The 25,120-nt window shown below is 63.3% G+C and carries 28 protein-coding genes; 13 read left to right on the forward strand and 15 right to left on the reverse strand.

Annotated elements, in window-relative coordinates; translation table 11 throughout:
• Positions 1–145: 145 nt before the first annotated feature.
• Positions 146–1,258: a helix-turn-helix transcriptional regulator gene (locus HUN39_RS10515; RefSeq protein ID WP_175094462.1), complete on the reverse strand. Its 1,113-nt coding sequence runs from the start codon at positions 1,256–1,258 to the stop codon at positions 146–148.
• 286 nt (positions 1,259–1,544) lie between these two features.
• Between HUN39_RS10515 and HUN39_RS10520 the strand changes: the two genes are divergently transcribed.
• From HUN39_RS10520 to HUN39_RS10535, 4 genes are all read left to right on the forward strand, one after another.
• Positions 1,545–1,916, forward strand: coding sequence for a DUF2946 family protein (locus tag HUN39_RS10520; RefSeq protein ID WP_232366030.1), 372 nt, complete (start codon positions 1,545–1,547; stop codon positions 1,914–1,916).
• A 61-nt stretch (positions 1,917–1,977) separates the two neighbouring features.
• The gene (locus HUN39_RS10525) at positions 1,978–4,380 is read left to right on the forward strand and encodes a TonB-dependent receptor (RefSeq protein ID WP_175094464.1); all 2,403 of its coding nucleotides are present in this window, start codon (positions 1,978–1,980) and stop codon (positions 4,378–4,380) included.
• 60 nt (positions 4,381–4,440) lie between these two features.
• A complete protein-coding gene (locus HUN39_RS10530) occupies positions 4,441–5,007 on the forward strand; it encodes a TlpA family protein disulfide reductase (RefSeq protein WP_175094465.1) in 567 nt (188 codons plus the stop codon).
• Between the two features lie 78 nt (positions 5,008–5,085).
• Complete coding sequence (locus HUN39_RS10535; RefSeq protein WP_175094466.1) at positions 5,086–6,033, forward strand: alpha/beta fold hydrolase; 948 nt, start codon at positions 5,086–5,088, stop codon at positions 6,031–6,033.
• Positions 6,034–6,091: 58 nt separating this feature from the next.
• On the opposite strand, the gene hisN is transcribed toward HUN39_RS10535, so the two are convergent.
• Positions 6,092–6,904, reverse strand: coding sequence for a histidinol-phosphatase (hisN, locus tag HUN39_RS10540; RefSeq protein WP_175094467.1), 813 nt, complete (start codon positions 6,902–6,904; stop codon positions 6,092–6,094).
• Between the two features lie 33 nt (positions 6,905–6,937).
• Entirely contained in the window at positions 6,938–7,897 is a 960-nt protein-coding gene (locus HUN39_RS10545; RefSeq protein WP_175094468.1) for an N-formylglutamate amidohydrolase, read from the reverse strand.
• A gap of 179 nt (positions 7,898–8,076) precedes the next feature.
• Here HUN39_RS10545 and cpdR point away from each other — a divergent pair, with 179 nt between their 5' ends.
• A complete protein-coding gene (cpdR, locus tag HUN39_RS10550; protein WP_026223012.1) occupies positions 8,077–8,451 on the forward strand; it encodes a cell cycle two-component system response regulator CpdR in 375 nt (124 codons plus the stop codon).
• A 60-nt stretch (positions 8,452–8,511) separates the two neighbouring features.
• On the opposite strand, the gene HUN39_RS10555 is transcribed toward cpdR, so the two are convergent.
• Complete coding sequence (locus tag HUN39_RS10555) at positions 8,512–9,447, reverse strand: homocysteine S-methyltransferase family protein (protein ID WP_175094469.1); 936 nt, start codon at positions 9,445–9,447, stop codon at positions 8,512–8,514.
• Positions 9,448–9,611: 164 nt separating this feature from the next.
• Here HUN39_RS10555 and rpmE point away from each other — a divergent pair, with 164 nt between their 5' ends.
• Positions 9,612–9,842, forward strand: coding sequence for a 50S ribosomal protein L31 (gene rpmE, locus HUN39_RS10560; RefSeq protein WP_175094470.1), 231 nt, complete (start codon positions 9,612–9,614; stop codon positions 9,840–9,842).
• A 51-nt stretch (positions 9,843–9,893) separates the two neighbouring features.
• Here rpmE and rcdA read toward each other — a convergent pair whose 3' ends face one another.
• Complete coding sequence (rcdA, locus tag HUN39_RS10565) at positions 9,894–10,424, reverse strand: protease adaptor protein RcdA (RefSeq protein ID WP_175094471.1); 531 nt, start codon at positions 10,422–10,424, stop codon at positions 9,894–9,896.
• A gap of 566 nt (positions 10,425–10,990) precedes the next feature.
• Between rcdA and HUN39_RS10570 the strand changes: the two genes are divergently transcribed.
• From HUN39_RS10570 to HUN39_RS10580, 3 genes are all read left to right on the forward strand, one after another.
• Positions 10,991–11,782 carry an inositol monophosphatase family protein gene (locus HUN39_RS10570; protein ID WP_175094472.1) on the forward strand — a complete coding sequence of 264 codons (792 nt, stop codon included), beginning with the start codon at positions 10,991–10,993 and terminating at the stop codon, positions 11,780–11,782.
• The gene (locus HUN39_RS10575) at positions 11,779–12,258 is read left to right on the forward strand and encodes a GNAT family N-acetyltransferase (protein WP_175094473.1); all 480 of its coding nucleotides are present in this window, start codon (positions 11,779–11,781) and stop codon (positions 12,256–12,258) included. The genes HUN39_RS10570 and HUN39_RS10575 overlap by 4 nt, the downstream gene beginning before the upstream one ends.
• A gap of 186 nt (positions 12,259–12,444) precedes the next feature.
• Positions 12,445–12,657, forward strand: a complete 213-nt coding sequence (locus tag HUN39_RS10580; protein ID WP_014893040.1) for a cold-shock protein — start codon at positions 12,445–12,447, stop codon at positions 12,655–12,657.
• Here HUN39_RS10580 and pyk read toward each other — a convergent pair.
• Positions 12,654–14,096 carry a pyruvate kinase gene (gene pyk / locus HUN39_RS10585; protein WP_175094474.1) on the reverse strand — a complete coding sequence of 481 codons (1,443 nt, stop codon included), beginning with the start codon at positions 14,094–14,096 and terminating at the stop codon, positions 12,654–12,656. The genes HUN39_RS10580 and pyk overlap by 4 nt on opposite strands.
• 23 nt (positions 14,097–14,119) lie before the next feature.
• Positions 14,120–14,539: a DUF1036 domain-containing protein gene (locus HUN39_RS10590; RefSeq protein ID WP_123176428.1), complete on the reverse strand. Its 420-nt coding sequence runs from the start codon at positions 14,537–14,539 to the stop codon at positions 14,120–14,122.
• 229 nt (positions 14,540–14,768) lie between these two features.
• Here HUN39_RS10590 and HUN39_RS10595 point away from each other — a divergent pair, with 229 nt between their 5' ends.
• A complete protein-coding gene (locus HUN39_RS10595) occupies positions 14,769–15,209 on the forward strand; it encodes a PA2169 family four-helix-bundle protein (protein WP_175094475.1) in 441 nt (146 codons plus the stop codon).
• A 47-nt stretch (positions 15,210–15,256) separates the two neighbouring features.
• Here HUN39_RS10595 and hemB read toward each other — a convergent pair whose 3' ends face one another.
• From hemB to gatB, 3 genes are all read right to left on the reverse strand, one after another.
• Positions 15,257–16,282 carry a porphobilinogen synthase gene (hemB, locus tag HUN39_RS10600; protein ID WP_175094476.1) on the reverse strand — a complete coding sequence of 342 codons (1,026 nt, stop codon included), beginning with the start codon at positions 16,280–16,282 and terminating at the stop codon, positions 15,257–15,259.
• A 778-nt stretch (positions 16,283–17,060) separates the two neighbouring features.
• A complete protein-coding gene (locus HUN39_RS10605) occupies positions 17,061–17,348 on the reverse strand; it encodes a histone (protein ID WP_175094477.1) in 288 nt (95 codons plus the stop codon).
• Between the two features lie 674 nt (positions 17,349–18,022).
• Positions 18,023–19,492 carry an Asp-tRNA(Asn)/Glu-tRNA(Gln) amidotransferase subunit GatB gene (gene gatB / locus HUN39_RS10610; RefSeq protein ID WP_175094478.1) on the reverse strand — a complete coding sequence of 490 codons (1,470 nt, stop codon included), beginning with the start codon at positions 19,490–19,492 and terminating at the stop codon, positions 18,023–18,025.
• 140 nt (positions 19,493–19,632) lie between these two features.
• Here gatB and HUN39_RS10615 point away from each other — a divergent pair, with 140 nt between their 5' ends.
• Positions 19,633–19,911: a hypothetical protein gene (locus tag HUN39_RS10615; RefSeq protein WP_232366031.1), complete on the forward strand. Its 279-nt coding sequence runs from the start codon at positions 19,633–19,635 to the stop codon at positions 19,909–19,911.
• Here HUN39_RS10615 and HUN39_RS10620 read toward each other — a convergent pair.
• From HUN39_RS10620 to gatC, 3 genes are read right to left on the reverse strand one after another with little or no spacing between them, the layout of a single operon-like run.
• A complete protein-coding gene (locus tag HUN39_RS10620) occupies positions 19,878–20,258 on the reverse strand; it encodes a chorismate mutase (RefSeq protein WP_175094480.1) in 381 nt (126 codons plus the stop codon). The genes HUN39_RS10615 and HUN39_RS10620 overlap by 34 nt on opposite strands.
• A 2-nt stretch (positions 20,259–20,260) precedes the next feature.
• A complete protein-coding gene (gene gatA, locus HUN39_RS10625; protein ID WP_175094481.1) occupies positions 20,261–21,751 on the reverse strand; it encodes an Asp-tRNA(Asn)/Glu-tRNA(Gln) amidotransferase subunit GatA in 1,491 nt (496 codons plus the stop codon).
• Between the two features lie 52 nt (positions 21,752–21,803).
• Positions 21,804–22,091, reverse strand: coding sequence for an Asp-tRNA(Asn)/Glu-tRNA(Gln) amidotransferase subunit GatC (gatC, locus tag HUN39_RS10630; RefSeq protein WP_014893028.1), 288 nt, complete (start codon positions 22,089–22,091; stop codon positions 21,804–21,806).
• 153 nt (positions 22,092–22,244) lie between these two features.
• On the opposite strand from gatC, the gene ruvX reads away from it, so the two are divergent.
• Both ruvX and HUN39_RS10640 read left to right on the forward strand, forming a co-directional pair.
• Positions 22,245–22,709: a Holliday junction resolvase RuvX gene (gene ruvX / locus HUN39_RS10635; protein ID WP_175094482.1), complete on the forward strand. Its 465-nt coding sequence runs from the start codon at positions 22,245–22,247 to the stop codon at positions 22,707–22,709.
• Positions 22,710–22,848: 139 nt separating this feature from the next.
• The gene (locus HUN39_RS10640) at positions 22,849–23,094 is read left to right on the forward strand and encodes a hypothetical protein (protein ID WP_175094483.1); all 246 of its coding nucleotides are present in this window, start codon (positions 22,849–22,851) and stop codon (positions 23,092–23,094) included.
• Between the two features lies 1 nt (position 23,095).
• Here HUN39_RS10640 and dprA read toward each other — a convergent pair whose 3' ends face one another.
• Both dprA and plsY read right to left on the reverse strand, forming a co-directional pair.
• Positions 23,096–24,364: a DNA-processing protein DprA gene (dprA, locus tag HUN39_RS10645; RefSeq protein WP_175094484.1), complete on the reverse strand. Its 1,269-nt coding sequence runs from the start codon at positions 24,362–24,364 to the stop codon at positions 23,096–23,098.
• On the reverse strand, positions 24,361–24,954 hold the full coding sequence (plsY, locus tag HUN39_RS10650; protein WP_175094485.1) for a glycerol-3-phosphate 1-O-acyltransferase PlsY: 594 nt from the start codon (positions 24,952–24,954) through the stop codon (positions 24,361–24,363). Before plsY ends, dprA begins: the two co-directional genes overlap by 4 nt.
• Positions 24,955–25,120: the final 166 nt, after the last annotated feature.

Raw genomic sequence — 25,120 nt, forward strand, 5'->3', positions numbered from 1 at the left:
ATCCTCCAGTTGAGCGACATGCGGCGCGCTAGCGTTATCGCGCCGCGCCTCTTAGCGCGTCCGTTACGGCCCGCGCTGCCAACGATTTAGGAAGCGCTGCGGCGTCGTTCAAGAGGCGCCCGGCGGGGGTCGGCGACACAGAATTTCAGGCCGGCAGCGAATGGCGCTCGGGCGCGCGAAACGGCGACTCGAGAGCCAGCACGAGCCTGACCAGATCCGCCTGACGGCTCGCGCCGGTCTTCTGGAAGATGCTTTTCAGATAACCCTTGACGGTTCCTTCGCTCAGACCAAGCGCGCGCGCGGTCGCCGGGACGCCGCCCACTTCGGCGATGGCGAGCAGCACCGAACTCTCGCGGGCGGTGAGGCCGAACACGCCCGCGGCGACGGCTCCGCCCTCGCCCTCGCTGGAGTTGAGCGCAAGCCTGCGCAGAAACAGCGCCGTCAGTCCGTTCGACAGCGGCAGCACATGCATCACGCAGCAGCGCGAGTCCCCGCGTTTCACCATGATCGCGAAGGTTTCCGCATCAGCGCCGCCGATCCGGGCGAGCGCACGCTCCAATGCCTCCTTTGCGCGCGGATCGCACAAAGTCAGCGTTTCGCCGCAGATCGCCAGCGCATCTCCTTCGCCGAGCATCTCGTCGGCGCTGCGATTCCGATGGACGACGCGCATCCTGCTGTCGACGACAAGCACGGGCGACGTCAGCTCCTCGAACAGTTCGACGAGAGCCGACGTGTCAGGCGCCGGCTTGTGCCGCGCGATGGCCTTCGCGAGATGCGGCAGAAGCGCGTCAAGGCGCCTCTTCGCCTCGATGTCGGCGAGACCGGCGGAATCATCGCGAAAGGCGACGAATAGGCAGACGCCCATCTCGGATCGGTGAATGACGCCGCCGATGATATCGGCGAGGCCGAAGGGCGCCATCCAGCGTTGGTAGGCGCCGCTTTGATGAAGCTCGCCCCGCGAGACGAAGTCTTCTATCGAGAACGCCCGACCGACGCCTATCTCGGCCAGCACGCGCGCCTTGATCGGATCGAGTTTGCGATGATTGCGCAGATATTCGACGATCCGCGCTCTCTCAGCGCGTGTCGAATGCTTGAGCTCCAACAGCGCCGAACAACGGTCTTCGAACAGCAGCGCTGCGAAGCGTGCATCTAGGAAACGCGCGATCTCGTCGAGCGCATCTGGCCAGTGCTGTGCTTCGGCGCCCGCAGCTTTGATCGCCACGATGACGCGCGCATCCGCATCTTTCGTCGAGGTCATTTCTTCACCCGGTGCGACCTCTCGCCACACCTTCGCAAAGCCGGTCGTCGCGATGGCGCTTTCCGCGCAGCGAAACGTCACACTGCCTTGGAGCCTTAGAAAACTCTGTAGAAACGCCAGGGCGCCAATCACTCGCAGCTTAGCGTCTGTGTTGCCCAACTGCAACAAGGACAAGAATTTACGCAAACGCCGAGCGCCCCCTCCCGATCGGGGGGAAACGGAGAAAAACGTAGCGGCTAAGTTGCACAAAATGAATCGGCGCGGCGGCATGGCGACTTCGGCTTCAATGACGACAGCAAAGACGGACGCACGGAAAGGCCTACGCGCCTTTCTTGCCGCGACGCTTTTCGTCGTTTCGGCATTGTTGCAGACGACGATCGCGCCGCATGCGGCCCTGTCGGCGACGCAAGAGTTCTGCGTCACAAGTCACGCCGCTGCGGACGAGACGGCGCCAAGCCGCACGCCGGCGCTCGGCTGGCATGCGCATTGTGGCGCCTGCCCAATCGCCGCGGCGCCGATCCTTTCCGAAAAGCCGCCGATCGCGCGGCTCGAACAGCCGCCAACCCCGCTTGTCTATTTCGACGCCTGGCCTTTTGAGCCGCGCGAACGTCGCCGTCCCGGCGAACCGCGATCGCGCGCGCCTCCTACGCTCTCCTGACGAAACAAAACTCGCACTGTTTCAACCGCCGGCCGCCCGGCGGACCAGGAGATATCATTCAATGCAACGTACCGCTTTACTGCGCGGCGCCAGCGCGTGCGCGCTGGTTCTCGCGTCGCTCGCAACCGCCGAAGCCCAAGTCGCCCTCCCGCAAATCGTCATAGGCGCGCCGCAACGCACTGCGGCGCCAGCCACGCCGCAAAAGCCGAGCGACGTCGAGATTGTCGACCAAAAGGAAATCGACAAAGAAAAACCTGCTATCGCCGACACGACGAAGCTCTTAGAAAACACCCCCGGCGTCAGCATGTACGAAGCCGGCGGCGTTTCGCGCCTTCCAGCAATTCACGGCATGGCCGACGATCGGTTGAAGATCATCGTGGGCGGCGTGCAGCCGACTTCGGCCTGCGCCAACCATATGAATCCGCCGCTCTCCTATATCGATCCGAATAATGTGCAGAAGATTGAAGTCTATTCGGGCGTGATGCCCGTCAGCAAAGGCGGCGATTCGATCGGCGGGTCGATCATCGTGACTCCGAAACAACCCGTTTTTGCGCCGCCCCCAGGCGCGCCGCTCCCGCCACCCGTCGTGGCGCCGGTCCAACCCTTCCTGCTCGGCTCGCCCTACCCGCCGTTCCTGCCGTTCACCGGTCAGGGCCTGCGCTTCGGCAATCAGAACGAGTTGCTCGCGACCGGCGTCGTGTCAGCCTTCTTCCGCTCCAATTACAACGGCATCAGCGTTGCCGGCACGACGAATGTCGCAACTGACCATTGGAGCGTGCTCTATAACGGCGCTTGGTCGCGCGCGACCGATTATCACCAGGGCGGAAACGGCCCGAAAGTGCTGTCGACCAATTTTATTTCAGAACAACACTCGCTCACCGGCGCATACCAGTATAACGGGCATCTGTTCTCGATCAGAGGCGCCGTTGAGCATATCCCCTATCAAGGCTTTCCCAATCAGCGGATGGATATGACCGGCAACCGCGGCTACACCGCCGAAGCCAAATATCTGGGCGCTTATGATTGGGGCCTCGTGGACGCGCGCGCCTTTTGGCATCACGTGACCCATACGATGGGCTTCCTCTACGACAAGCAGCCCGCGAACATGCCGATGAACACCGTCGCGCATGATTTTGGCTACTCGGTGAAGACGGAAATTCCCTTCACGCAACTCTTCGGCCACGACCTGTTGCGGCTGGGCAGCGAGTATCACGGATTTCGTCTCAATGACTGGTGGGAGCCGGTCTACAGCCCGACCATGATGATGATGGGTCCATACACCTACTGGAACATCAATAATGGCCAACGCAATCGCGTCGGCCATTACGCCGAGTGGGAGGCGGCCTGGACGCCGCAATGGTCGACGCTCCTCGGGCTTCGCAACGACGTCGTGTGGATGACGACGGGCAACGCCTATCCCTATAATCAGCGGAATCCCATTCCGATGGGCATGATGGGAGGCATGGGAGGCATGGGCGGCATGATGATGTACATGCAGAACCCCGATGCGCCCGCCTCCCGAATCTTCAATGCGCGCAGTCACGCCCGCACCGACGTGAACTTCGACATGGTCGCCAGGGCGCGTTACCAGCCCGACGCGGTCAGCACCTATGAAATCGGCTATTCGCGCAAGACCCGCTCACCAAATCTTTATGAGCGGTACGCGTGGGGCGTAGGGTCGATGGCGACCGCCATGGTCAACTGGTTCGGCGACCTCAACGGCTACACAGGCAATCTCGACCTCAAGCCGGAGGTCGCGCATACGTTTGGGATTGTCGGCTCTTGGATCGATCCTGAAGGCAATTGGGAGGCGCGAGTCAATCCGTACTATAGCTATATCGAAAACTTCATCGACGCCGATCGCGTCAGCAATCTCACCGGACCGTCAGGACTCGTATTTCCTATACTTCAGTTCCGCAACCACAAGGCGGAAATCTACGGCTTCGACGTTTCCGGCCGTCTAAAGCTATGGGAAACCCCAGAATACGGACTGTTCTCGACCACGGGCAGCATCAGCTACGTCTACGGCAAGGACCTCGACATGCCAAACTACACGGCTTGCGGCCTGTCCGGCGCTACCTGTTATCTACTGGCGCGAAACTTCTCCAAGGGCGACGGCCTCTATCACATCATGCCGTTGACCGCCCGGGGCGCGCTTGAGCACCGTTTGGGCGGATGGACGAGCGCAGTCGAGTTGCAACTGGTCGATAGCAAGACGCATGTTTCCGTCGCCCGCAACGAATTGAAGACAGGCGGATATGCGCTGGTCAATCTGCGGACGGCCTACGACTGGGGAACCATGCGCTTCGATTTCGCAGTCGAGAACCTGTTCGATCAGCTCTATTATCCGCCGCTCGGCGGAAGTTATTTCACCCTAACGAAAGTCACCGGCAATCCGCTCAACTACGGACCGGTGCCGGGAATCGGCCGCAACTTTGTCGCCGGCCTCACTGTTCGGTTTTGACTGACCGAAGCTGCTACACGAGAGAGACGCGCATGCGTCTCTCTCTTCTGGAGGCCTCTGATGAAGCATCTCTTGGTCCCCCTCGCGCTGGCTGCGCTTTTCGCCAACAGCGCGCACGCCGAAATCATCGGCGTGCAAGCGTCGCGTGCGGTTTCCGAGGATGAGATGAAGGCCTCTGTGGGGGAGGTCGATCTCGTCGGCGCAAATGGCGCGCCGCTCGATCTGCGCGCGCTGATGGCGAACGGCCGGCCGACGCTCGTGAGCCTGTGGGCATATTGGTGTCCGAATTGTCTCGCTGAAATGAAAGGCTTCAAGGCGATCGCCGCCGCCTGTCCGGATCGCTGGAACATCGTCTTCGTCTCGGCGCGCGCGAGCGACTACGCCAAGGATGCGACGAAGTTCAAAACCTACGGCCTGCCCTGGAAAATCTTTCGCGTCGGCGATTCTACGAAAACCGAGGTGGCGAAGGCAAAGAGCGCCCGGGCCTTCTATGGCGCGACGGCGGACGGCGGCGTCGTTACCCCTCTCCACTATTTCATCGGCGCTTCCGGACGGGTCGACGCCATCGTCAGCGGCAGACTGAACTTCGCGGAACCCCAGCGTCTCGCCGCCTTCTGCGCCGATTGAAACGGCGCCGTTCGGCCTTGTCGCCAAAATGCATTATCTTGGCGCGAAGATTCGGCTCTGAAGCGCCGAGGAGAGCCCATGCGAGAACTTGTCGCGTCGCCCGGCAACCCGATCCCCGAAGGCGCCGCCGTTTACACCCTGAAGACGCGGGACGGCCGGCGATTGCGCGCCGCCGCTTTTCCCTGCAGCGAGAGGGCGCGCGGCACGGTGGCGCTGTTTCAGGGCCACAATGAATTTATCGAAAAATATTTCGAGACCATCGAGGAGTTGCGCAGCCGCCGCCTCGACGTGGTGGCGCTCGATTGGCGCGGCCAGGCCGGCTCGGAACGCGAGCTCGCCGACCCGCGCAAGGGCCATATCGACGACTTCTCGCAATATCAGCGCGATCTGGAGGTTTTCATCTCCCAGGTGTTGAGCGACCGGCCGCAGCCCTGGTTCGCCCTCGCCCATTCGATGGGCGCGGCCATCCTGCTGGACGCGGCGCATGCAGGAAAAACGCCGTTCCAGCGTTTCGTGCTGACCGCGCCCATGATCGATCTCGCCAATCTGCGGTTTCCGCGCGCCTCACGCTGGCTCGCTGACACGCTCGACATGTGCGGACTGGGCGGCATGTACATTCCGGGCGGAACCGGCGCCTCCTTTATCGAGAAGCCCTTCGAAGGCAATCTGCTGACCACCGATCGGGTCCGCTTCGAACGAAACGCCGCCATTCTCAGGGTGGCGCCGCAGCTCGCCATCGGCGATCCGACGATCGGCTGGGTCAACGCCGCCTTCCGTCTCATGAGGGGCTTCGAATCGCCAGACTATGCCCGAAGAATCCGCGCGACCATCCTGATGTTCGGCTGCGGGCGCGAGATGATCGTCTCCAACGCCGCCATCGAGCGTTTCGCTCAAAATCTCGACAGCGGCGCTCTCGCGATGGTCCCCGGCGCCAAGCATGAACTCATGATGGAGCGCGACGAGTTTCGCAGTCAGTTCTGGCGCGGCTTCGACGCTTTCATTCCGGGCGAAGCGCGCGTCTCATAGAGCGCGCTGAGCGCACGCTCTAAACTTTGAGATCAATCACGCTGCAGTGCAGCCTGGCCTAATCGCCGAGCAGCTTCAACGCCTCTTCGTGCAGCGCCGGGTCGCCCGCCGCGACGATGGCGCCGCCCAGCGCCGCCGCGCCGCCGCTCCAGTTGGTGATGACGCCCCCCGCTCCCTCGATGATCGGAATCAGCGCGACGATGTCGTAGGGGTGCAAATTCGTCTCGATGACGAGGTCGACATGGCCGGCCGCAAGCGCGCAATAGGCGTAGCAGTCGCCGCCGTAGCGGGAAAGCCGCGCCCCGCGCTCAACGCGGTGAAAATGCTCGCGCAGCGCCGGATCGATCAGCAGCGGCGAGGTGGTCATCAGCGTCGCCTGCGCGAGCTTTGGACAGTGGCGCGAGGCGATCTTGCGCGTCTCGAGAACGCCGCGCGCGCCCTCCGGCCCGCGCGCCGGCCCGCGCCAATACGCGGCCTCGCCGTCGCCGAAGAACCGCTCTCGGGTAAACGGCTGGCTCATCAGGCCGTAGCAGGGACGCCCGCGATGCGTGAGGCCGATCAGCGTGCCCCACAGCGGCAGGCCGCAGATGAAGCTCTTGGTGCCGTCGATCGGATCAAGCACCCAGACATATTCGGCGTTTTCGCGTAAGTGTCCGAATTCCTCGCCATAGACGCCGTGGTCGGGGAAGGTCGCCTCAATCAGCCGCCGCATGGCGAGTTCGGCGCCGCGGTCGGCTTCCGTGACGGGATCGAACGCCCCGCCATGCGCCTTGTCGTCGGCCGCGAGCGCGGTCCTGAAAAAAGGCATGATAGCTTCCGCCGAAACGTCGGCGAGGCGCTCAACGAACTTCTCGAAATCAACGGCGGTCATGCCAGCTCCCAGCGGGGCGCGTCGAGCGCCCGGCTATTCGGCCGCCGCCCGCCGCTCGCCGCCCAAAATCTCGCTCAAGTCTTCGTGCCGCGCCACCACCGCCATGACGTCCGCAAGGTCGCGGGCGACGGCGTCGAAGCGCTCGTTCTTCTGGAGCGTAGACTCGTCCATGTAAAGACCACGCGACACTTCGATCTGCAGCGCGTGCCAGCCCCCGACGGGCTTGCCGTAATGCTCGGTAATGAAACCGCCCGCGTAGGGCCGATTGCGCATGACGTGATAGCCGCGGCCGCGCAATCGATCCTCGACGACGTCGACGAGTCCGGTGGAGGCGCTGGCGCCGTAGCGGTCGCCGATGACGAAGTCGATGCGCCGCTTGTCGCCCCGCGTCGAAAGCAAGGGGTCGCGCGCGCCGGTCGAAGGCATCGAATGGCAGTCGATCAGCACGGCGACGCCAAAACGCGCCGCAGCGCGCTCCATCAGGCCGCGCAAGGCCGCATGGTAGGGCTTGTAGAGGCTGTCGATGCGCCGCAAGCCCTCGTCGAGCGTGAGGCGGCTCGCATAGATCTCGCGCGCGTCGGCGACCACGCGCGGGATCGTCCCAAGTCCGGCCGCGACGCGCAGAGAGCGCGTATTGGCGAAGGACGGCAAAGCGCCGTCGAAGAGCTTGGGGTCGAGTTCGTAGGGTTCGCGATTGAGATCGAGATAGGCGCGGGGAAAGCGCGCCCGCAGCAGAGGCGCTCCCAGAGATGAGGCCGAGGCGAAGAGATCGTCGACAAAGGCGTCTTCCGAACGGCGCAGCGTCGCCGCGTCGAGCGGCGTCGCGGCGAGAAAGCGCGCAGGATAGATCCGCCCGGAATGCGGTGAGGAAAAGACCAGCGGCGAAACGAGCGCGTCCGGCTCGATGATGTCGAAGGCGCGTTCAAATTCCGGTTCGCAGCAGGGCGTCGCCGTCGAATTGGTTTCGCGCCACTCGCGCATGCCGTCGTTCATTCGTTTTTCTCGGTTCCGCGCCGCGACCGCCTCTTCAGACGAGCGCCGGCGTGGCGGATCAGCTCAAAAAGGACGATGCGTCGCGCTATACTGGGCGCTAAGTTAACGCGGCGCCACCCCGGTTTCACCTGAAATTTACGAAGCTCGGGCGATATGGCTAAAAACCCGCGAGGATGGCGATGAACGATAGACCAACCGCAAGAATTCTGCTTGCGGAAGACGACAACGACATGCGGCGCTTCCTGGTCAAGGCTTTGCAGCAGGCCGGTTTCTCCGTCACCTCATTCGACAACGGGCTTTCCGCTTATGATCAGCTGCGGGTCGAGCCCTTCGAACTCCTGCTGACCGACATCGTCATGCCCGAGATGGACGGAATCGAACTCGCCCGCCGTGCGACCGAACTCGATCCCGACATCAGGGTCATGTTCATCACCGGCTTCGCCGCCGTGGCGCTCAACCCCGACAGCCACGCGCCGCGACAGGCGAAAATCCTCTCCAAGCCCTTCCATTTGCGGGATTTGGTTACCGAGGTGCACAGGATGCTTGCGGCATAAGTGCTTTAGATCGTGCTGCTTTTGGGCCTGATCGCGCAAATGCAGATCACACAGCGCGCGCTAGCCGCAGGCTTCGCAGATCGCGACGACATGGCGGTCGTCCGTCCCGCAACACCCGCCCAGGATACGCAAGCCGGGATATGTCTCGCGCAATCTCCGATATCTGCGGCCGAGATCGATGGGATCGCCTGAGTCGAGCGTTTCCGAACCGTCTAGCTCGGCGTGGCTCTTTGTCGAAGCGTTGGCCTTGACGCCCAACAGCCGATTTATCCAAGGCGCGTCCGCAGAGAGCGCTTGCTCGAAATGCGCCGGATGGGCGCAGTTGATCATGTAATAGGCAGGCGCCGCGTCGGTTTCGCGATCCACCGTCTCGACCGCGTCGCGCAAGCTCCGTCCGCCGATAAGTTTGCCGTCGGTCTCCACCGTGAAGGAAATTGAGCAGGGCATGGCGCGCGCGCGGGCGGCGCGGGCGATCCCGATCGCCTCCTCGACATAATTTAGAGTGTAGGCAGCGACCATGTCGGCGGCCGTTTGGGCGAAGGAGGCGATCTGCGGCGCGTGATAGTCTTCCGCTTCCGTGGCGCTCATGCGCCCTTCCGCGTAGCCGTCTCCGCGCGGCCCGATCACGCCGGCGACGACGATCGGCGTTTGAGCCCTCTCCCAGGCCTGCCGAAGTTCGTCGAGCAGCGCGATCGATGCTTCATTGATGCGCTTCAGCCCTGCCGCGTCATAGCCGAGCTTCGCGCCCCAGTCGGGATTCGCGCGCCAGGTCGGACTGTCCAGAATCAAGCCGCGTCCGTGGCGCCGCGCGATCGCGAGGTAGCGCTCGTAATAGGCGCGGAGTCGCGCCCGTCCCTCTTCACTATCGAGTAGGACAAACGACGCGAAATGCGGCAACTCGACGCCCTCATGAAAGATCAGCGTCGTCTCCATGCCGCCGTCGCTGACAAAGAGACCAGGCTTCAGCTGCGGCAGATCGGCTCGGTATCCGGTCATTTTCTATATTCCTCGCCTGTGGCGCCCGGCCGTTAGGGGCCAACTTGCCCATTTGCCCGCAGTGCGTTATCAGCGCCAGCAAATTCGCTTGTTTCGAACGGCCGACCCCGCGCCGCTGCGGCGTGGGTCTTCAGTCGTTTCCATCGCAAAAAGGATGCATCGCTATGAAAAAGGACATCCACCCCGGATATCACATGATCAAGGTCGTGATGACCGACGGCACGGAATTTACGACCCGTTCCACCTGGGGTAAGGAGGGGGACACGATGCACCTCGACATCGACCCGAAGACGCACCCGGCCTGGACGGGCGGGTCGACGCAACTGCTCGACCGCGGCGGACGTTTGTCGCGCTTCAACTCCCGCTTCGGAAATCTCTCTTTCGGCAAGAAATAAAAAGAAGGCGGCGGTCAAACCGCCGCCTCCAGTTGGTTCGCCTGAAGGATCTCACTGGGCGAAAGCGGCGCGCAGCCTCGCGATCTGCGCTTCGACCGGACTGGACGTCGGCGCCGGCGTCGCGAGCGCCGGCTCGAGCGCATGGATCAGCCGGTCAAGGTGGATAATCCGCGCTTGCAGGCGCAGCGACTGCAGCGACAGCTCGCGCAGGCGCAGCGGCAGGCGCTGGAAGAGTTCGGGGGCCGAGGCCAGCTCCTGCTCGCGAAGCTTGACGCGATGCCGGTTGCTCGCCGCCTGATGGCGCGTCAGCTCTCCCTGATTCACCGCGCGCTGCAGCAACAGCCAGGACGCAATCTGCATCAACCTTGTGGTCAGCCGCATGCTCTCAGCCGCGTAGGCGAGAGCTTCGGTCCGTGGCAGCGACTTCGCGTCGAGACGTCCGTCGCCGTCGAGATAGGAGGCCGCCTCCTCCACGAGGCTCATTCCCTCGCGAAACAGAGCGCAAAAGCCCTCCGATCCCGCCAGTCTCTCGATAAAAGAGACCGGCTGCTTCTCCCCCACGCTGCCTTTGACTCGAGCCATACGAACGTTCACGCAAATTGGACGCGGGTGCGTCTCCGATGGCTTGAACTGTAACGCAGAGGACGGAGGGGCGCGCGCTTAGCCTTTCTTTAACCTTAACGGGAGGCCTTCGCCGAGCCGAACGCAAAAAGAGAGCCGCGACGGCGGCTCTCAAGGCTTCTTGACAGGGAGGCATCAAGGACGAGTGGAGAAGAAGCCACTCGGATGTCCCACTTAAGGGACCCATTCAGGCTGCACGAAAATCCTTAATTTAACGTTAACGCGCGCCAAACTGCCCCTGCGTCGAGCGTTTTTGGCCGATGGAGACGAAGCGAGCGGCAAAAGAGCTTCCCATCGCGGGGGCCGGTTAGCGCCGCTCGCCAGCATCGGCGACATAAAGAAACGCCGACCCAATTACCGGACAACGCCTCAGGTCAACCCAATGTTCTGTCAATCAAGCCGAAAAAGGGACTGGCTCCAGGGCGAAAACTGGCGCATTTGAACAACCCTCCGCATGCGTCCCCGGGCGCCCGCTGCGCTCGAAAAGCGTTGAACCTCCCACAACCCTCCCCCTAGGCTCTCCTAAAATGATTCGCTCCGCCTTGATGAATGTGATGACCGCCGCCGCCCTGAAAGCGGGACGCGGCCTTAAACGCGATTTCGGGGAGGTGGAGAACCTTCAAGTTTCGGTGAAGGGTCCAGGCGATTTCGTTAGCGCGGCCGACAAGCGCGCCGAGAAGACTCTGTTCGACGAGCTGTCGAAGGCGCGCCCCGGCTACGGCTTCATTCTGGAGGAAGGCGGCGTCGTCGAAGGTGCCGACAAGAGCCACCGCTGGATCATCGATCCGCTCGACGGCACCTCGAATTTCCTCCATGGCGTTCCGGTCTTCGCCATCTCTATCGGCCTGGAGCGCGAGGATCGTCTCGTCGCCGGCCTCGTCTATAATCCCGCCACCGACGACATGTTCGTCGCTGAGCTCGGCCAGGGCGCCTATTTCAACAATCGCCGCATGCGCGTCGCGGCGCGGCGTTCGCTCGGCGAGTCCATGGTTGCCTGCGGAATTCCGCCGCTGGCGCGGGTCCGCGATCATGAATCCTTCAAGCGCGAGCTTGCAGCCGGCATGGGAAAGATCGCCAATATTCGCCGCTTGGGCGCCGCCGCGCTCGATCTCGCGATGGTCGCCTGCGGGCGTTTCGACGGCTATTGGGAGCGCGGCATTAGCTCGTGGGACGTAGCGGCGGGAATCGTGCTCGTGCGTGAAGCCGGCGGCTTCGTCAGCGACTTTTCGGGCGGCGCAGACATGCTTGGGAAGGGCGAGATCTGCGCCGGCAATGAGGCGATTCATCGCCAGCTGCTCGATTTGATGAGGAAGGCATGAACGCGCCGACCGCACATGCGTCGCGCAATCTGCGTTTGCGCGTCGACGACGACTGGCCTTTCATTCTCGACCTTTGGGTCGCCTCCTGGCGGGTCACCTATCCAGAGATCGACTTCGAGGCGCGCCGCGACTGGCTCCTGCGCCGCCTTCGAGAGCTGGAAGCGACTGGAGCGGTGACGCTCTGCCTGTTTGACGCTCAGTCGACGCTTGCGGGCTTCGTCGTGATCAATCCGGCGGACGGATGGCTTGATCAGATTTGCGTCGCTCCCGATCGATTCGGCGCAGGCTGCGGAGCCTCGCTGCTGTCTGCGGCGCGAAACGTCTCGCCAAGGCTTATTCGGCTAGACGTCAATGCGGACAACGCTCGCGCCATCCGCTTTTACGAACGTGACGGATTTTCGCGCGTCGGGCGCGGCGCGAACACATTGTCCGGGCGCGAAACCATCATGATGGAATGGCGACCGCAGGGAGCATAACAATTCTCGCCTGCCGGGTTTTCATTGGGCGTCCGCTCCTATAATATTCATCGCGCATTCGAGTTTCGGCCGAACGATCTTGCTCTCTCGTCTCAAGACGCGCGGCGCCTGACCTTTCCCAAGCTTCGATTGACTGAGAAGAACGCAGCGATCCGCAGCGTTCCCGCTATTTTGAAAGGAAAAGCCATGCCGACAGGCGCCGTAAAGTGGTTCAACGCACAAAAGGGCTTCGGCTTCATTCAGCCGGATGCCGGCGGCCAGGACGTCTTCGTTCACATCAGCGCCGTCGAGCGCGCAGGCCTCGACAGCCTCGCTGAAGGCCAGAAGGTTTCCTACGAACTCGTCGTGGACAAGCGTAGCGGCAGATCTTCCGCCGATAAGCTGCAACTGCAGGATTAGACTTCGCCGCTTTGGCGCTGCTCGCCCAGATGTGCGATGCGGATCATGTTTGTCGCGCCCGGCGTGCCGAAAGGCATGCCGGCGACGATGATAACGCGGTCGCCAGGGCCGCCGAACCCCTCGCTCTCCGAATATTCGCAGGCGCGCCCCACCATATCTTCAATGTCGACGGCGTCGCGCGTCTCCAGCGCGTGCACGCCCCAGACAAGCGCCAGACGGCGGGCCGTGTCGCGCTTCGGCGTCAGCGCGAGAATCGGCGACTGCGGCCGTTCGCGGGCGATACGCAGCGCCGTCGAGCCGGATGACGTCCAGGCGATGATCGCCTTCGAATGAAGCGTTTGCGCCACGTCGCGGGCGGCGACGGCGATGGCGTCGGCTGAGGTCGGATTGGGCAACTCGCCGCGCTGAGCATTGATGATCGAGCGGTAGATCGCGTCCGTCTCGACCTCTTCCGCGATCCGGCTCATGGTGGCCACGGCTTCATGCGGATATTGCCCCGCCGCACTTTCGGCGGAGAGCATGACGGCGTCCGCGCCCTCAAAGACGGCGGTGGCGACGTCTGACACCTCGGCGCGCGTCGGCAAGGGCGACAGGATCATCGACTCGAGCATCTGCGTCGCGATGACGACCGGCTTGCCCAGCCGTCGCGCTGAACGGTTGATGCGTTTTTGAAGTCCCGGGACGCGCTCGAGCGGCACTTCGACGCCAAGGTCGCCGCGCGCCACCATCAGCGCGTCAGAAACCTCGATCACCTCCTCGAGCCTCGAAATCGCTTGCGGCTTTTCGATCTTCGCCATGACCATCACTCGGCCTTGCGTGATCTGCTTCACTTCAAGGACGTCTTCGGGACGCTGGACGAAGGAGATCGCAACCCAGTCGACGCGCTCTTTGAGCGCGGCGTCGAGATCGGCGCGATCCTTGTTGGTCATCGAAGTGATTGGAATTTCGGTATCGGGCAGGCTGACGCCCTTGCGGTTCGAGAGGCGCCCAGCGACGTCGACGACGGCGTGCGCCCGCTCCGGAGACGTCTCGACCACATGCAGCCGCACGCGCCCATCGTCGATGAGGATCGAATCATTGACCTTGAGCGCCGCTAAAATCTCGGGATGCGGCAGGCGCACGCGCGTGGCGTCGCCGGGTTTGGGGTCGCTGTCGAAGACGAAGACGTCGCCCTTGCGCAGATGCACTGAGCCTTCCTCGAAGGCGCCGATGCGCAGCTTCGGGCCCTGGAGATCGACGAGCACGGCGATCGCGCGCGAGATGTCGCTCTCAATTTCGCGGATAATCCGAACATAGCTGGCGAGCCCGGCATGATCCGTGTGGCTCATGTTGATGCGGAAGACGTCGGCGCCGGCGCGCACGAGCCCCGCGATGACCGCTTTGTCGACCGTCGCCGGACCAAGCGTTGCGATAATTTTGACGCGCCGCGACCTTCTCATGATGAAGCAGTTCCTGAATTGAGTTATTGTGCGGGCGCGGCGTTGGGGTCAGTGAGCTGAACCGTCCAGCTCTTCGCGTCCCGTCCCGTGTCGATTTCGAAAAATCCGGTTCGATCAAAACCGCGCGCGAAACAGTCCTCTCGGCCGTCGATGCGGAATTCCCGATCACGCGTGCACATGAACGCCTTACCCTTCCACTCGCCGCCGCGCTCGTCCATCGCGTAGACATAATAATATTGGGCGGCGAGCGGACCGCGCAGAAGCGTTTCGCAAACGCTCGGCCGAAGGTTCCACCAACCCTCCGACAACCAGTTGCGCCCGTCGGTATAAGCGATGGCGACGCTGACGCGCGCGCTCGTGTTGTTGCACAGACGAAAATCCGCACGGGCAGACCCGGCGGCGCAAAACGTTAGAGCGGCAACAAGAACGGCGCGTCGAATCATATCTTTAGCGAGGCCTGGAGGGGGCTGAAGATAGCTCGCTGACGCACGCGCAAGCGGCGCAGCGGGCGGTCCTGCAAACCATGCTTGCGAGTCTTTGTCCACCCCGCGGCCTCGGAGTTTCGCCGCGCCGCCCGCCCCGCCGACGCGCCCGCCTTGCAATCCGCCGGAACAAAGCAATCGGCCTAATGTTTAGGACCCGTACGCGCTTGCGTGCTCGGGAGGCAGGAAAATGGAAAAGTCTGAAGTCCTCACCACGTTGAATGAGCTGGCCGAAATCAGTCGTGACGGCGAGCAAGGGTTTCTGGCCGCGGCTGAAGACGTCGAAAATCCGACGCTAAAGACTGTGTTTCGAACGGCGGCCGCGCGCTGCGCTGAAGGCGCGAGGGAACTCGAATCGAAGATTGTCAGCTTAGGCGGCGAACCTTCGAAGAGCGGCTCCATGACCGGCGCCATGCACCGTGCTTGGACAAATCTGAAGGCCGCCCTGACAAGCCGTTCGGAACAGGCGGTGCTGGAGGAGGTCGAGCGCGGCGAAGACGCCGCCAAGGACGCCTATCAGCAGGCCATCGCGCAGCCTCTCCCTCCGGAGATCCGATCGATGGTCCAGCGCCAGTATCAGGGCGTGAAGGAAAACCACGACCGCGTACGCAGCCTGCGCGACGCGGCGTAACAACCCACTTTCTTTTCGAACGAAGCATGAAGGAAGTGACGCACGCGTCACTTTCTTCCTTGCAGCGCCCGCGCCGCGCTGAGCGCGAAATAAGTCAGGACGCCTGAGGCGCCGGCGCGCTTGAAGGCGAGTAGACTTTCGAGCATGGCGCGTTCGCCGTCGATCCAGCCGTTTTGCGCGGCGGCGGTAATCATCGCGTATTCGCCCGACACCTGATAGGCGAATGTCGGCGCCCGGTAGACGTCGACGACGCGTCGCACGATGTCGAGATACGGCATTCCGGGCTTCACCATCACCATATCGGCGCCCTGCTCAAGGTCGAGACCCACCTCGCGCAGAGCTTCGTCGGAATTGGCCGGATCCATCTGATAGGTCCGCTTGTCCCCTCTCAGCGTCTTGCTCGTGCCGATCGCGTCGCGGAACGGCCCGTAAAACGCCGACGCATATTTCGCGGCGTAGCTCATGATCTGCACGTTTTCGAAGCCCTCGGCGTCGAGCGCGTTGCGGATCGCTTCGACGCGTCCATCCATCATATCCGAGGGCGCGATGATGTCCGCGCCTGCGCGCGCTTGGGTGACCGCCTGCCGCGCCAGCACGGCGACGGTCGCGTCGTTGACGATCTCGTCGCCGACGAGCAGGCCGTCATGCCCATGGCTCGTGTAAGGATCGAGCGCGACATCGGTAATGAGGCCGATGTCGGGAACGGCGCTCTTGATCGCCTGGCAGGCGCGGCAGACGAGATTCTCGGGATCGAGCGCCGCGCTCGCGATTTCGTCGCGCAAGTCCGGATCGGTATAGGGGAAGAGCGCAACGGCGGGCACGCCGAGCGCGGCCGCCTCTGCGACGGCTTCAACCGCCGCGTCGACCGAGTAACGGAACACGCCCGGCATCGAGGATACGGGCTCGCGTCGATCCGACCCGTCGATCAAGAAGAGGGGCCAGATGAGGTCCGAGACCTCAAGCGCGTTCTCCCTAACAAGACGGCGCGCCCATTCGCTCTTCCGATTCCGACGCGGGCGCTGCAGCAGGCTCAGCCGCGCTGCTGCTTCGACCGGCTTTCGTGCATCGTTCATGGCGCCTCCGCTTTCTGGGTTCGCTGACATGCGCCCTTCCCCGGTCATCGCCGTCACCCGGTTTCGAGGCGAACGGACTTCAGGCTATAGAGGATGGACGGCCATTGCGCTTGCGCGAGGAAGAACCATTGAAAATCGGCTCGCGCAACTTTTCTCTGAGCCGCTTGGCGCGTGCTTCCGCGATCGCCGCCGGCGCCCTTATCGCTGCGAGCGTGTCGTTCGCACAGATCAAGCCGGCGACGCCGACGCCGCCGGTTCGAGCCCGCTCCGGCCCGGCGCAGCATAAGCAAAGAACCCCCTCGCCTCCACAGGAGGTTGGGCAACCGCCGGCGCGGCAGCCCCGTGCAACGCGACCTCCGACTGTCGTATCGCCGACGCCGAGCGCGAAGCCCGTTCCGCAAACTCCGCGACCGCCTGGCGTCGACGCGCTGTCGCCGCCGCGAACGCCGCCTCCGGTCGATATAAGCCAGCCGCCGCCGACTCTCCCCCGCGCGCCGCGCGAGAAGATGCGGGCCTGCGCCGAGGAATGGGACAGGATGAAACGCGAGTCGAAAGATGGTTTGCCGATGTGGCGCGATTTCGCGACGGAATGCCTGACGCGCTAGGCGCCGCTAACGGCTGATCCGCGCCGGACGCGTCGCACGCGCCGAAAATGCAGTGAGCTTTGAATGCTATCGCCCGGGATGCGTCTCACTGGACGCGCGCCCCCGGGCGATGAGTGCGTGAAGCGCTGCCGCAGTGACGCGAAAGATAGATCGCGCATGCGAGGCGCTTCGGCTTACGCGGTCACTGGCGCAGCTGGCGGGGTTGGCGTTTTCGCCTTGCGCGGCGTGCGCTTCTTCGCGGTCGCCTTGCGCGTGCTCTTCTTGGCGCTGGCCTTTTTCACGGCGCCGCGCTTTTTCGTCGCCACCTTGCGGACGCCCTTGCGGGCCGTCTTTTTAGCAGCGGTCTTTCGCGTAGCCTTGCGGGCGCCCTTCTTGGCCGCTGACTTCTTCGTCGCTGCCTTCCTTGCGGTTTTACGCGCACCCTTCTTCGCCGCAGCCTTCTTGGCCGGCTTACGCTTCATTGTAGCTCTCGCCATAATAAGTCCCCTTGATCCGAATTGCCGGAACTATGGTCCACCGACAATACGCGCAAATAGCGTAACGCGGTTAAGCAGTCGTTCAAGTGCTGCGCGCGCAGAAGTGATCAACGCAACGCATGACGAGGCATGTTGAGCGCAGTCGCGCGACAAGCAAAATGATCGTGAAGCTGCTTTGCAAACGCTTCGGCGAGACTATCGCGACAGGTTTGCGCCGCGCGTTTTATTGACGACGATCCGTGCGCGGATTCGGTTGGCGACATCCGCTCCGAGAAGGCTCCAGACGTGCAATCGCACGCTCTGCCGCAAGTCGCGCCTGTTGTTCAATTACTTGATTTGCTTTTGTATCCGCGAACAGTTGCGACTCGCGCACGCTGCCCGAGATCGATCGCGGCGCAATATATCGGAACACGATGAAAAATCGCGGAGCGCGCCTGTCGCGGTCGGGCGACTCGACGCCGGCACAGAGACGGAGGACGTGGAGCGGAGCCGACCTCGCGCGCCTCGGAGGCGCGCGCGAGGTCGCGCATTCGGAGAGAAAAAAAAATTGTGGCCAGCGCGATCGGATCAAAAAAATTGGCGCGCGACAGCTGCGCTGGGAGAAGAATCGCGCAGCGCGTGCGTCAACTGATTCGTTTTTTTCGACGAACGGGCGCGCGTCAGACGCCCAACTTGCGTTTGAGCAGCTCGTTCACCGACTGCGGATTCGCCTTGCCGCCCGTCTGCTTCATCACCTGTCCGACGAACCAGCCGAGCATCGTCGGCTTCGCCTTCGCCTGCTCTACCTTGTCGGGATTGGCGGCGATGACGGCGTCGACGGCGGCTTCAATCGCGCCTGTGTCGGTCACCTGCTTCATGCCGCGCGCCTCGACGATCTCCTTGGGGTCGCCGCCTTCAGTCCAGACGATCTCGAAAAGATCCTTGGCGATCTTGCCCGAAATAACATTCTGCGAAATGAGGTCGATGATCGCGCCCAAAGCCTGCGACGACACTGGCGAGCGCGTGACGTCGAGCCCCTCCTTGTTCAGACGGCCGAACAACTCATTGATCACCCAGTTGGCCGCAAGCTTGGCGTCGCGTCCCTTCGCCGTCTCCTCGAAATAGTCGGCGGCCGCCCGCTCCATCACAAGCACGCCGGCGTCGTAAGGCGGCAGGCCGTATTGTTCGATAAAGCGCGCCCGCTTCGCGTCGGGCAGCTCCGGCAACTGCGCCCTTAGCGCGTCCACATATGGCTGGTCGAACTCGAGCGGCAGCAGATCCGGATCGGGAAAGTACCGATAATCATGCGCTTCCTCCTTGGAGCGCATCGAGCGCGTCTCTCCCCTCCCTGGATCGAAGAGTCGCGTCTCCTGGGCGATCGCGCCGCCGTCTTCGAGAATGCCGATCTGTCGACGCGCCTCGACCTCAATCGCCTGGCCGATGAAGCGGATGGAGTTGACGTTCTTGATTTCGCAGCGCGTGCCGAGCGGCGCGCCGGGGCGGCGCACGGAGACGTTGACGTCGGCGCGCAGCGAACCCTGCTCCATGTTGCCGTCGCAGGAGCCGATGTAGCGCAAGATGGTCCGCAACTTCGAAACATAGGCGCGCGCCTCCTCAGCCGAGCGCAGGTCGGGCTTGGAGACGATCTCCATGAGCGCGACGCCGCTGCGGTTGAGATCGACGTGGCTTTCGGTCGCCGAAAGATCATGCAGCGACTTGCCGGCATCCTGCTCGAGATGAAGACGCTCGATGCCCACGGTGATGCGCTCGCTCGGCGACACGTCGACGATCACGGCGCCTTCGCCGACGATCGGGTGCTTGTACTGGGAGATCTGGTAGCCCTGCGGCAGGTCGGGATAGAAATAGTTCTTACGGTCGAAAACCGAACGCAGGTTGATCCTGGCCTCTAAGCCGAGGCCTGTGCGGATTGCCTGTTTGACGCATTCCTCGTTGATGACCGGCAGCATGCCCGGCATGGCCGCATCGACCAGGGAAACGTGATCGTTCGGCGCGCCGCCATACTCCGCGGAAGCGCCGGAGAAGAGCTTGGCGTTGCTCGTCACCTGCGCATGTATCTCCATGCCGATCACGACTTCCCAGTCGCCGGTTGCGCCGCTGATGAGCTTGTTGGGAGCCGCCTGTGTCGTCATATCCGCCTCGCTAAACTTACGCCTTCCATATAAACCACGCTTCGCAAGAGCGGAACGGCCGGCGCGCAGCAGAGGGAACGAGCGAGATGGCCACGGAACGGAATTCTGAGGACAGCCGCCGAAAAGGCCTCCTCGCCCGCATGCGCGGCGCGCCCCGCTATGTAAGCATTCCTGTAGGCGTCGGCCTGATCCTCGGCGGAACCATTCTTGCGCCGCTTCCCGTCTTCGGGGTGTGGATGCTCCCTTTGGGCCTTGCGATCCTCGCCCCGCACTCCCCGGGCGCTCACAGGCTGTCGCGGCGCTTTCATTGGTGGTCGCTTAAGTTCCTGCGCTGGTCGATCCGCAACGGTTTCGTCCGCGTCAAGCAAAAAGCCCCCAACGGCGATCAGGAAGAACGGTCGCCGTCCGCCGATCCTTGAGAGACGCCCTTGAGCGCGCGAGCGCCCATCAGCCGCTCCTCGTACTGGATCGACCAGTCGATCAGCGCGCGCCACAGGGTCATCGCGACCTCGACCGACAGTGCCTCGCGGCGCGCGGCGCCAAGCACATGCGCCAATACTTCGTCGACGCGCTCGGGGACATTGGCGGGGATTCCCAGCGCGGGTTTGATCCTAGCGGCCCGCTCGATTTGTCGCTGCCGCTTTGCGAGCAGCGCCACAAGCTCCTCGTCCAGCTCGTCGATCAATCGACGCACGTCGGACATTTCGTCCTGCAGCGCTTGCTGCGGGCGCTCCGCAATGTCCTTTTCAGCGCTCGGCGTCGTCATCATCAGCCCTCGCGCCACCATGGCTGCGGAAGTTCGATCTTAGGCGCCGCCCGTTCGATCGCCGCAGCGAGAGAGAACAGCGTCTCTTCGTCGAATGCTTTGCCGATGAGCTGCAACCCGAGCGGCAAGCCGTTCGCCGCGAGGCCGCCCGGAACGGCGACGCCGGGAAGACCGGCCATGTTCACCGTAACGGTGAACACGTCGTTGAGATACATTTCTACAGGATCGGCCGAGCCCTTCTCTCCCTGCGCGAAGGCGGTCGACGGCGTCGCCGGTGTCAGGACGGCGTCGACGCCGGACGCGAAGGCTTCGTCAAAGTCGCGCTTGATCAGGCTGCGGACTTTCTGCGCACGGACGTAATAAGCGTCGTAATAGCCGGCGGAGAGCACATAAGTGCCGATCATAATGCGCCGCCGCACCTCCGGACCAAAGCCCGCTGCGCGCGTCTTCTCGTACATTTCGCTGACGTCGCGGCCTTGCTCACGACACCCGTAGCGCACGCCATCGTAGCGCGCGAGATTGGACGAGGCTTCGGCCGGCGCGATAATGTAATATGTCGGCAAGGCATAGCGCGTATGCGGCAGGGAGATTTCGACGATCTCCGCGCCCGCGTCCTTCAGCCAAGCGGCCCCTTTATCCCATAAAGCGGCGATCTCCGCCGACATTCCATCGATGCGATATTCTTTCGGCACGCCGATGCGGCGTCCCTTCACGGAGGCGCCGACAGCAGCTTCGTAGTCCGGCACAGGCGCATCGACGCTGGTCGTGTCCTTGGGATCGTGGCCGGCCATCGACCTGAGCATGATCGCTGCGTCGCGCACGGTGCGCGTTATCGGACCCGCCTGATCCAGCGACGACGCGAAGGCGACGATGCCCCAGCGCGAGCAGCGGCCATAGGTCGGCTTGACGCCGACAGTGCCCGTGAAGGCGGCGGGCTGACGGATCGAACCGCCTGTATCTGTCGCCGTGGCGCCAAGGCAAAGACGCGCGGCCACCGCCGACGACGAGCCCCCCGAAGAACCGCCCGGCACGATCTTGGCGTCGGGATCCGCGGCGCGGCGCCACGGCGAAACAACGGGGCCGAAGGCGCTCGTTTCGTTCGACGACCCCATCGCGAATTCGTCGAGATTGAGCTTGCCGAGCATGGCCGCGCCGTCGCGCAGCAGATTTGCCGAGACCGTCGATTCATATGTCGGCGTGAAGTCGTCGAGAATGCGACTCCCCGCCGTCGTGCGCACGCCTTTGGAGCAATAGAGATCCTTGATGCCGAGCGGCAGACCCTCGAGCGGACGCGCGTCGCCGCGCGCGATGCGGGCGTCGCTCTCCTGCGCCTGCGCCAGCGCGACTTCCGGCGTCTCCGTGATGAAGCAGTTAAGCGCGCGCGATTTGCTGATAGCGTCGATGTGCGCCCGCGCCAGTTCAACGGCGGAGAGCTGTTTGGATGCGAGAGCGTCGCGCGCCTCGGCCAATGAAAGATGCGTGGGGTCGGACATTTGTCCCTTTATATCTGATGCCGCCGCATGCGCGGCGCCGGCGCGACAAGCGCTATTCGATCACCTTGGGCACGACGAAATAGTGATCCTCGCGCAAAGGCGCGTTGGCGAGAATCTCATCGGCGATGCCGCCGTCGGTCACGACGTCGGCCCGCTTCTTCATTTGCATCGGCAAAGCGGAGGTCAACGGCTCGACGCCGTCGACATCGACCTCGCTCAGCGTCTCCACGAAAGCCAGGATGGCGTTGAGTTCGCCGCGCAGGCGCTCGACCTCGCTGTCTTCGATGGCGATACGCGAGAGATGGGCGATCCGGCGGACGGTCGCGGAATCAACGGACATCTAGGGCTCCGCAAGAAAGGTCTCGACGGGCGCTATAGCGCCTGGCCTTTCGCGGCGCAATGTTGCGAAGCCAATCATAGAGGCAAAAAGCCGAAGCGCGGAGCCAGCTGAGTTTGCGGAAATGCGGCGGCGTGTTAGCGAAATCGCGTGACCATGCGCGCGACGACCCTTGAAGAACTGGCGGCGCTTCTGCCGCCGAAGGGCCGGCTGATGGGATTGGATCTCGGGACCAAAACCATCGGATTGGCGCTTTCGGACGTCGAGCGGCGGCTGGCGTCTCCGCTCGATACGATCGGGCGAGCGAAGTTTTCTCAGGACGCCGCCGCCTTGCTCAAACGCGCAGCCGATTTCGATATTTACGCCCTGGTCGTCGGGCTGCCGCTCAATATGGACGGCACCGAAGGGCCGCGCGCGCAGGCGACGCGCGCCTTCATGCGCAATCTTTCAAAACTCGCGTCCCTGCCCTTCGCCTTCTGGGACGAGCGCCTGTCGACTGCGGCTGTAACGCGCGAATTGATCGCGCAGAACGCCTCGCGCGCCAAACGCGCTGAAGTCGTCGATCGAATGGCGGCCGCCTATATCCTGCAGGGCGCGCTCGACCGTTTGAAACGTCTGTAGTGGCCTCGATCGCAGCATTACAACCTCTGATAGAATTTTGTTCTTGACAGGGGATAGGCGTGATGGAAGAAAAATATAAGAAAGTCTAATGTTTACCCCTATTCATAACCTGCCTCGTGGTCCGTGGAGACTGACAGCGATGCCCCGGCCAGATGCTTCTCAAAAAGATTGCAGCAAGACCCCCGGAACGACCCCGGAGAACGCCAAAGCCAATGAGGAAGCGGCGTCCATCGCGTCATATATTGCTGATATGTCAGACGAAATGGCGAAACTCGCCAGTCGTTGCGACATGCCCATGCTCTGCTATTTCTTGAACCTCGCCCGCGCCGAGGCGGACATGCGGGCGCGCGAACTCGGCGGCTATCCCATCGACCGCTCGGCCTGATTTACAGCTTATAGTTGAACGTGAGGGAAACGCTGTTGGCCCCGTGACGCTGCAAGCGCCCCTCGAGGTCGAGCTCGACGAGGACTCCCTGCACCTCGCGCGCCGTCAATCCGGCAACGCGGATGAGATCGTCGATCGCGATAGGCGCAGGCCCGAGCAGCGACAGGATGACCTCATGCGCGTCCCGCTGCGGCGACTCGTCGCCTCGCGAGCGCGCATCAAGATCGGCGACGCAATCTGCTGGCGGGCTTGGCGGCAAGAATTGTTTGGGAGCGGCTCTTTCCTCAAACGCCGGACCGTCGAGACCGGCGAAAAGATCCAATTCGTCGATCAGAGCGTCCTGTCCTTCCAGAGAGTCGTCGTCGAAGAGATTCTTGCGCGGCGGGGTCCCCGCGTTCTCGGCGAGCACCGAAATCACGTCCTCGGGGCGCGCGCACAATGTCGCGCCTTGGCGAATGAGATCGTTGACGCCTTCGGCGCGCGGATCCAGCGGCGAACCCGGAACGGCGAAGACCTCTCGCCCCTGCTCATTGGCGAAACGCGCCGTGATCAGCGAGCCGGAACGCCGCGCCGCCTCGACGACGATGGTCGCGCGGCTGAGCCCGGAGATGATGCGATTTCGGCGCGGAAAATCGCGGCCGCGCGGCTCCCATTCGATGGGCATCTCAGAGACGATCAATCCCCTTTCGGCGATCTCTTCGACAAGCCGCGCATGTTCGGCCGGATACGGTCGCGCATGGCCGCCGGCGAGCACGGCGATCGTGCCGGTTTCGAGCGTGGCGCGATGCGCGACCGCGTCGATGCCGCGCGCGAGGCCAGAGACAATGACGTAATTCTCGAGCGCGAGGCTGCGCGCGAGCCGCTCGGCGAAGGCGAGACCTGCGGCGGAAGCATTGCGCGAGCCGACAATCGCCACGCCGTCGCGCTGCGCGGTCCAGGAAACGCCGCGCATTGCGATGAGCGGCGGCGCATCGGCGATTTCCCGAAGCAGCGGCGGATAGTCCGGATCGCCCGTGGTGGCGAAGCGAACGCCGAGCGCGCGCGCCGCCTCGATCTCGCGCAGCGCTTCCTCACGCGTGGCGATGCGGATAACCCGCCCGCGCAGGGACCGCGCCGCGAGGGATGGCAGCGCGTCCAACGCCGCGCCGGCGCCGCCGAAGCGATTGATGAGCTGTCTGAACGTGCGCGGCCCGACATTTTCGCTGCGGATGAGCCTCAGCCAATCGACGAGCTGCTCTTCGCTCAACCGACCTGGCGACGCCTCGGTCACGCCTTCTGTCCTATGCGCGTTTCGGTGCCGGCGCGCAGACGCGCGATGTTCTCTCGATGCCTATAGAAGACGATTGCGGTCATCACCGCGACGGTAAAGGCTTCGCCGCCATGGCCGAGCATGAACAGGACCACGGGCGCTGTCGCGCTCGCGGTCAGCGCGCCAAGCGACGAGTAGCGCCACAGCGCCGCCGCCGACAGCCAGACGGCGCAGAAAATCAATGCGGTGGGCCAATTGAGTCCAAAGAGCACGCCAAGGAACGTCGCAACGCCCTTTCCGCCCTTAAACTGCAGCCAGACCGGCGCAACATGGCCGATGAACGCCGCAAGGCCGGCGATCATGCCCCCTTCGGGCGAAAGCGAGGCGCCGATGAGCGCCGCCGCCGTGCCTTTCAGCCCGTCCAGCAGCAGCGTCGCCGCCGCGAGATCCTTTCGACCGGTGCGCAACACATTGGTTGCGCCGATATTGCCGGAGCCGATCGCGCGCAGGTCCGTCGTGCCCGCGAGGCGCGTGAGCAGTAGACCGAAGGGAATGGAGCCCAGCAAATAGCCGATCGCAAGGGCGACGATGTCGTAAATGATGGAGTTCATCCGTGAAAACGCGATACTTCTCGACAGCGAAAGGCCAGAGGATGCTAAAGGAGGCGCTATCGCGCCGCAATAAGCGTTTTCAATCGCGACGCCCGCCTATATTTCGAGGACGGTCGTCGAGGCCTTGTGGGCGCCTTTTTTAATTGAAACCGCTCTCTGGAAGCTC

Source organism: Methylocystis silviterrae (genome assembly GCF_013350005.1).
GTDB classification, from domain to species: Bacteria; Pseudomonadota; Alphaproteobacteria; order Rhizobiales; family Beijerinckiaceae; genus Methylocystis; species Methylocystis silviterrae.

Bases quoted from the DNA above. Each gene is read 5' to 3' on its own strand.
- HUN39_RS10515 (WP_175094462.1), bottom strand. From the start codon at position 1,258: ATGACCTCGACGAAAGATGCGGATGCGCGCGTCATCGTGGCGATCAAA.
- HUN39_RS10520 (WP_232366030.1), top strand. From the start codon at position 1,545: ATGACGACAGCAAAGACGGACGCACGGAAAGGCCTACGCGCCTTTCTT.
- HUN39_RS10525 (WP_175094464.1), top strand. From the start codon at position 1,978: ATGCAACGTACCGCTTTACTGCGCGGCGCCAGCGCGTGCGCGCTGGTT.
- HUN39_RS10530 (WP_175094465.1), top strand. From the start codon at position 4,441: ATGAAGCATCTCTTGGTCCCCCTCGCGCTGGCTGCGCTTTTCGCCAAC.
- HUN39_RS10535 (WP_175094466.1), top strand. From the start codon at position 5,086: ATGCGAGAACTTGTCGCGTCGCCCGGCAACCCGATCCCCGAAGGCGCC.
- hisN (WP_175094467.1), bottom strand. From the start codon at position 6,904: ATGACCGCCGTTGATTTCGAGAAGTTCGTTGAGCGCCTCGCCGACGTT.
- HUN39_RS10545 (WP_175094468.1), bottom strand. From the start codon at position 7,897: ATGAACGACGGCATGCGCGAGTGGCGCGAAACCAATTCGACGGCGACG.
- cpdR (WP_026223012.1), top strand. From the start codon at position 8,077: ATGAACGATAGACCAACCGCAAGAATTCTGCTTGCGGAAGACGACAAC.
- HUN39_RS10555 (WP_175094469.1), bottom strand. From the start codon at position 9,447: ATGACCGGATACCGAGCCGATCTGCCGCAGCTGAAGCCTGGTCTCTTT.
- rpmE (WP_175094470.1), top strand. From the start codon at position 9,612: ATGAAAAAGGACATCCACCCCGGATATCACATGATCAAGGTCGTGATG.
- rcdA (WP_175094471.1), bottom strand. From the start codon at position 10,424: ATGGCTCGAGTCAAAGGCAGCGTGGGGGAGAAGCAGCCGGTCTCTTTT.
- HUN39_RS10570 (WP_175094472.1), top strand. From the start codon at position 10,991: ATGATTCGCTCCGCCTTGATGAATGTGATGACCGCCGCCGCCCTGAAA.
- HUN39_RS10575 (WP_175094473.1), top strand. From the start codon at position 11,779: ATGAACGCGCCGACCGCACATGCGTCGCGCAATCTGCGTTTGCGCGTC.
- HUN39_RS10580 (WP_014893040.1), top strand. From the start codon at position 12,445: ATGCCGACAGGCGCCGTAAAGTGGTTCAACGCACAAAAGGGCTTCGGC.
- pyk (WP_175094474.1), bottom strand. From the start codon at position 14,096: ATGAGAAGGTCGCGGCGCGTCAAAATTATCGCAACGCTTGGTCCGGCG.
- HUN39_RS10590 (WP_123176428.1), bottom strand. From the start codon at position 14,539: ATGATTCGACGCGCCGTTCTTGTTGCCGCTCTAACGTTTTGCGCCGCC.
- HUN39_RS10595 (WP_175094475.1), top strand. From the start codon at position 14,769: ATGGAAAAGTCTGAAGTCCTCACCACGTTGAATGAGCTGGCCGAAATC.
- hemB (WP_175094476.1), bottom strand. From the start codon at position 16,282: ATGAACGATGCACGAAAGCCGGTCGAAGCAGCAGCGCGGCTGAGCCTG.
- HUN39_RS10605 (WP_175094477.1), bottom strand. From the start codon at position 17,348: ATGAAGCGTAAGCCGGCCAAGAAGGCTGCGGCGAAGAAGGGTGCGCGT.
- gatB (WP_175094478.1), bottom strand. From the start codon at position 19,492: ATGACGACACAGGCGGCTCCCAACAAGCTCATCAGCGGCGCAACCGGC.
- HUN39_RS10615 (WP_232366031.1), top strand. From the start codon at position 19,633: ATGCGCGGCGCGCCCCGCTATGTAAGCATTCCTGTAGGCGTCGGCCTG.
- HUN39_RS10620 (WP_175094480.1), bottom strand. From the start codon at position 20,258: ATGACGACGCCGAGCGCTGAAAAGGACATTGCGGAGCGCCCGCAGCAA.
- gatA (WP_175094481.1), bottom strand. From the start codon at position 21,751: ATGTCCGACCCCACGCATCTTTCATTGGCCGAGGCGCGCGACGCTCTC.
- gatC (WP_014893028.1), bottom strand. From the start codon at position 22,091: ATGTCCGTTGATTCCGCGACCGTCCGCCGGATCGCCCATCTCTCGCGT.
- ruvX (WP_175094482.1), top strand. From the start codon at position 22,245: ATGCGCGCGACGACCCTTGAAGAACTGGCGGCGCTTCTGCCGCCGAAG.
- HUN39_RS10640 (WP_175094483.1), top strand. From the start codon at position 22,849: ATGCCCCGGCCAGATGCTTCTCAAAAAGATTGCAGCAAGACCCCCGGA.
- plsY (WP_175094485.1), bottom strand. From the start codon at position 24,954: ATGAACTCCATCATTTACGACATCGTCGCCCTTGCGATCGGCTATTTG.